General features: G+C 47.6%; 3 protein-coding genes. All 3 read right to left on the bottom strand.

Features of this window, described 5'->3' with window-relative positions; translation table 11 throughout:
- Positions 1–112 precede the first annotated feature (112 nt).
- Positions 113–1,069 carry a malate dehydrogenase gene (gene mdh / locus Q0389_RS04370; RefSeq protein ID WP_298692002.1) on the bottom strand — a complete coding sequence of 319 codons (957 nt, stop codon included), beginning with the start codon at positions 1,067–1,069 and terminating at the stop codon, positions 113–115.
- A 208-nt stretch (positions 1,070–1,277) separates the two neighbouring features.
- A complete protein-coding gene (locus Q0389_RS04375) occupies positions 1,278–3,470 on the bottom strand; it encodes an NADP-dependent isocitrate dehydrogenase (protein WP_298692004.1) in 2,193 nt (730 codons plus the stop codon).
- 100 nt (positions 3,471–3,570) lie between these two features.
- The coding region (gene mltG / locus Q0389_RS04380) for an endolytic transglycosylase MltG (protein WP_298692006.1) at positions 3,571–4,385 on the bottom strand (815 nt) is incomplete at its 5' end.

The following is a 4,385-nucleotide window of genomic DNA, read 5'->3' on the forward strand; positions in this document are numbered from 1 at the left end:
TCTTCACCGATCTGGAAGTTTTCCAGTGAGCGCTGTGTCTGAGCACCCCAGTAGGTATCGTTCGGTACCCGAACTTCCCCCATCGTATCTTTTTCTATGCGAAAGCTCATTCTTATGCTCCTTGAAAAAAGTTATTGGCGTTTAGGGTATCGATCAGGCTCTGTACCGATCGGCACGATGCGGCAAACATCTCTTTTTCGGCATCGTTCAGCGTCACTTCGATGATTTTCTCCGCACCGTTGGCACCGAGCATCACAGGTACACCGCTCACGACGTCATGAAACCCGTATTCGCCTTCGAGATAGACGGCACACGGGTGGATCTGTTTGGTATCTTTCAAAATCGCTTCGACCATGATTGCCGTCGCTTTTGCCGGAGCATAATACGCCGATCCCGTTTGAAGCAACGCGACGATTTCTGCGCCCCCTTTACGGGTGCGTTGGACGATTTCGTCGATCTCAGCGCCGGTCAATACGTCTGAGAGAGGAACCCCGGCAACGGTCGAATAGCGTGGAAGCGGAACCATATCGTCACCGTGGCCGCCCATAACGGACGCACGGATTTGCCCGCCTCCGTATCCGAGTTTTTCCTGGATAAATGCCGCCATACGCGCACTGTCCAAAACACCCGCCATACCGATGACGCGGTTGCGGTCGAAACCGCTGTCTTTGAGAGCGACATACGTCATCGCATCCAACGGATTCGAAACCATGATAACGATAGCGTTCGGAGAGTATTTGGCAACCCCTTCGATTACTTCACGTGTCACTTTGGCATTGATCATCAACAAATCGTCGCGGCTCATTCCCGGAAGACGCGGGCTTCCCGCCGTAATAACGACGACGTCGCAATCGGTCAAATCGGCCATTGTCTCAGCGACGCTTACCACAGAGTGGCTTCGGACGGCGGCGGCGGCCTGAGACATATCCAGCGCTTTTCCTTTTGCGATTTCGATTTTGTTATCGCGTAAGATGATCTCATGGCATGAGCCCAGCATTGCGAGTGAGTAGGCGATTGTCGATCCGACATTCCCTGCCCCTACAATTCCGACACGTTTTCCTTTTACCATTTTCGTACTCCTTGTGTCATATTCCCTGTTCTCTTATGCGCACTATACTCATCACTGATTTTATCCAAAATCACCGATAAGCATATGAGCCGAGAACAAAACAAAGACGACGAATCGTCTTTTATCTATAGAGAGGTCTCTGCAGATAAAAAACGATAGCGCATTATGGCAAATGAATCCAAAGGGGACAAGCCCTTTGGAAACATTTTTAGATCGATGCGATGATGGCGTTTAGGGTTTCTGATGGACGCATTGCTTTTTCCGCTTTAGCGAAATCAGGGTGATAGTAACCGCCGATATCTTGTGGTTTCCCTTCTACTGCGAGAAGTTCTTCCATGATTTTTGATTCATTCTCTACCAATGATGCAGCGACCGGCGCGAATTTTGCCGCCAATTCCGCATCTGCAGAGTTTGCCAAAGCCTGTGCCCAATATTGAGCGACGAAGAAATGGCTTGCTTTGTTGTCCGGCTCGCCCGCAGAACGGCCGGGAGCTTTGTTGTTATCCAAATAACCGGCGTTCGCTTCGTCAAGCGCTGCCGTCAATGCCGTAACTTTGGCATTTTTCGCTGTTTTGTTGATATGGCGAAGGGCTTCGGCAAGTGCCAAGAACTCTCCCAAAGAATCCCAGCGAAGGTGTCCTTCCGCAAGAAACTGATCCACGTGTTTCGGAGCCGATCCGCCCGCACCCGTTTCGAACAATCCGCCGCCTGCGAGCAACGGAACGATCGAAAGCATTTTCGCCGATGTACCGAGTTCCAAGATCGGGAACAAGTCTGTCAAGTAGTCACGTAAAACGTTACCCGTTGCCGAAATCGTATTTTGACCTGCACGTACGCGTTTTAATGAGAACGCCATCGCTTTTTCAGGAGCCATAATATGATATTCTACACCTGCTTTGTTGAATTCAGGAAGATATGCGTTCACTTTTTTGATGATGTTTGCATCGTGAGCACGGTTTTCATCCAACCAGAATACGACAGGTACATTCTCGATTTCCGCACGTTCAACCGCAAGTCGTACCCAGTCTTTGATCGGAATGTCTTTCGCACGCGACATACGCCAGATATCCCCTTTTTCCACGTCAAAGCTCATCAACGTTCCGCTCGCATCGCTAACGGTTACGACACCGTCTTCCGCAATTTCAAACGTTGTCGGATGAGAGCCGTACTCTTCCGCTTTTTGCGCCATCAAACCGACGTTTGAGACAGATCCCATCGTCGTAACGTCGAATTGGCCGTTATGTTTGCAGTCTTCGATGATTTCAGAATACATCGTTGCATAACAGCGGTCCGGAATCGTAACGATACATTGGTTTACTTTGCCGTCCGGTCCCCACATTTTACCGCCGTCGCGTACGACGACCGGCAACGACGCATCGATAATGATGTCGTTCGAGAAGTGAAGGTTTGTAATCCCTTTGTCCGAATCGACCATCGCCATCGGTGCGCGAGCTGCATAAACCGCTTGCATAGCTGCGTTGATCTCCGCTTGTTTTTCAGCTGAAAGTTTTTGCATTTTTTTCTCAAGATCGCCTAACCCTAGATTCGGGTTAATACCGACCGATTTGAAATCGTCTGCGAATTTCTCATACACGTCTTTAAAGAAAACCGATACCGCATGACCGAACATGATCGGATCGGAAACTTTCATCATGGTCGCTTTGAGGTGGATCGACCAGAGAATCCCTTTTTCTTTTGCTTCGTCCATAGACTCGGCCAAGAAAGAACGGAGCGCTTTCGCACTCATGAATGTAGCATCCAACACTTCTTTGTCTTTTGCATCGATCTCTTTAAGTGTTTTGCCGTTCAAAGCGATGGTCACTTTGCCGTCACCGTTTTTGATAACCGATTGCTCATTTGCGTAAAAATCGCCGCTGTTCATGTGAGCGACGCGTGTTTGCGAACCTTGATCCCATGCACGTAGTTTGTGCGGATTTTTCTTAGCAAAGTTTTTAACCGCAACGGCTGCACGACGATCCGAGTTACCTTCACGAAGGACAGGATTGACCGCAGAACCCAAACATGCCGAATAGCGGGATTGGATCTCTTTTTCTTCTTCGTTTTGCGGCTCTTCCGGATATGCCGGAAGATCGTAGCCTTGTGCTTGGAGCTCTTCGATACACGCTTTTAACTGCGGGATCGAAGCCGAAATGTTCGGAAGTTTGATAATAACACCGTCAGGCTGGGTAGCAACGACACCGAGTTGCGCTAGATTATCCGGGATGCGTTGAGCATCGCTCATTCTCTCCGGAAAAGTAGCGATAACACGACCTGCGAGTGAAATATCACTTGTTACCACTTCTACGCCTGCTGCTTTTGTGAATGCATTTACGATCGGAAGAAGCGAATATGTCGCCAATGCCGGTGCTTCGTCAATTACTGACCAAATGATTTTTGCCATCAGGTTCTCCTGTCATTTATTTATACGAGCATCATAACACTCATGCGTGTCATTTATCTCGAATAAACTTACAAAAGGTGACAAAAGTGCTAAATATGTTTCATTTTGTAGCATTTAGTATGTTTTTACGGTGTGTAGAAAAGTAACTACTGTAGATATGCTCCCCATTTTTGCCCCGGACGAAATACAGATAATCGGTTTGTGCGGGATAGATAGCCGCATGGATTGCCTCTTTTGAAACATTACAGACGGGTGAAGTAGGTAAACCTTTGTATTTGTACGTATTATAGGGGGTTGTGTCGGTTCGTATCCGTTTTGCGGTTACCTTCTGATGAGAGAATTCTGCATAATTCAACGTCCCGTCCATTTGCAGGCGCATCCCTTCTTTGATCCGATTATCGATAACGGAGCTTACCATCGGCATATCGTCGATGGAAGCCGCTTCTTTTTGAATTACGGAAGCTTTGGTTACAATATGTAACATATTTTTTGTATTGAAAGGCTGATTGTACTCAGCGAATATCTGCTTCATCTTCTTATCGGATTTATCCAGCAGGTATGCGATCAATCGCTCTTCGGTAATCTTGCGCGGGATGCTGTAGGTATCGGGTACGAAGTTCCCCTCGCTCATAGGGGCTTTTTCGTCATACGCTTTTTTGAGTAGATCGTATTCCAGATGAAGTTCGCTTGCGATCTGATACAAAAACATATAGGTCGTTTCGCCGGGGATCAGCGTAATCTCCTGTAAAGCGGCCTTGGCAGTAGTCAATCGGTACAAATAGACGATACGACTGAGTTTTTCGTCTTTGATATTGATCCATCCCTGCTGCGGCTTTCCGATTAGGCGTAAAATATAGGCATCGATCCAATGAACATTTACCCCATCTTTTTGGAGCTGTGTTATACTTTTAAAGA

The organism is uncultured Sulfuricurvum sp. (genome assembly GCF_937936435.1).
Taxonomy (GTDB): domain Bacteria; phylum Campylobacterota; class Campylobacteria; order Campylobacterales; family Sulfurimonadaceae; genus Sulfuricurvum.